General features: G+C 75.9%; 1 protein-coding gene and 1 pseudogene. Both read right to left on the bottom strand.

The features are described from left to right. The coding region (locus G3I41_RS15505) for an ADP-ribosylglycohydrolase family protein (protein WP_164400793.1) at positions 1–1,200 on the bottom strand (1,200 nt) is incomplete at its 3' end. Beyond that, positions 1,109–1,411: pseudogene (locus tag G3I41_RS15500) on the bottom strand (ADP-ribosylglycohydrolase family protein); the annotation flags it as partial. The gene G3I41_RS15505 and the pseudogene G3I41_RS15500, both read right to left, overlap by 92 nt.

Here is a 1,411-nt window from a genome sequence, read left to right as displayed (position 1 = left end):
GGCGAAGGCGGCCTCGTGGGCCCGGCGGCGTGCGGTGTCCCGTGCGAACACCTCGCGGGCCACCCCGGCCAGGGTCCGGGCCGGGGCGCGCAGGTCGAGGCGGCTGGCCTCGGCGACGGTGGCCGCCCAGTCGGCGGGGACGGCGCGTTCACCGTGCAGGGCTCCCGCGAGCGCGCCGCTCATGGTGGCGATCGAGTCGCAGTCGCGGCCGTAGTTGACCGAGCCGAGCACCGCGTGCCGGTAGTCCCCGCCGGAGGCCAGCAGCATGCCGAGGGCGACCGGCAGCTCCTCGATCGCGTGCAGCCGGGACGGGCGGCGGGCGCCCAGCGAGGGCGCGCGGTAGTCGGGGCCGACGGTGTCGAAGGGGGCGACGGCCGCGCGCAGCGGGACGAGCGCCGACTCCACGTCCCGGTGGCGGGAGGCCGCCTCGCAGACGGCCTCGATCGCGGCGCGTGTGCCGTCCTTCGCGAGCGACAGGCACGCCTCCACGACCGTGGTGGGCGTCGCCCCGGGAGCGCAGGCGGCTGCCACTCCCGCCGCGAAGACGCCCGCCGCCTCCCTGCCGTAACTCGACTGATGGGCCCCGGCGACGTCGATCGCCTCGGCGTACGCCGCCTGCGGATGGGCGGCGTTCACCAGACCGACCGGGGCCATGTACATCGCGGCCCCGCAGTTGACGATGTTTCCGGAGCCCGCCTCGCGCGGGTCGACGTGGCCGTAGTGCAGCCGGGCGACGATCCACTTCTCCGCGAGGAACACCCGCTGGAGCGGCAGCGCCTCGGCCTCCAGCTCGGGAATCCACCGCGGTTCGCCGATCATCTCCGGTACGAGGTGGTCGGCGACCGCGTACGCGTCGAGATGGCCGCGCACCTTCCCGTACACCCGGACCAGGGCGTGCGTCATCAGGGTGTCGTCGGTGACGTGCCCGTCCCCCTTGTGGTACGGGGCGATCGGGCGGGCGGTCCGCCAGTCGTCGCCGTCCCACGGGCCGACGATCCCGGTGATCCTGCCGCCGTGCCGGGCCGTGATCTGCTCCGGGGAGCGGCCCTCGACCGGGCCGCCCAGCGCGTCGCCGACGGCGGCACCGACGAGGGCGCCGGCGATCCGGTCATCGAGCGTGGGCGCCCCGGGGGTCGCGGGCGTCGTGGCTGTCGTGGGGGAGGAGGACGTCGTGGGCGCCAGGGGCGCTGTGGAGGTCATGTCCGAATTGTCCACCCATGAGGGCCGGTTCCGTGTCTGCCAGCAGCCCGGCGAGTTCCAGCAGATCCGTGCCCGCGAACCGGGGCAGCGCGCAGCCGGCCAGCGTCCGGCAGGTCTCGCGCCAGCCGTCGGGCACGGAGCCGATGGACCCCAGCGCCCCGGTCAGCGCGCCGGCCAGGGCGGGCGCGGAGTCCGCGACCCGGGACAGGCA

This window comes from Streptomyces sp. SID9727, assembly GCF_010550605.1.
GTDB lineage: Bacteria > Actinomycetota > Actinomycetes > Streptomycetales > Streptomycetaceae > Streptomyces.
This window is presented reverse-complemented; position numbering and strand designations above follow the sequence as displayed.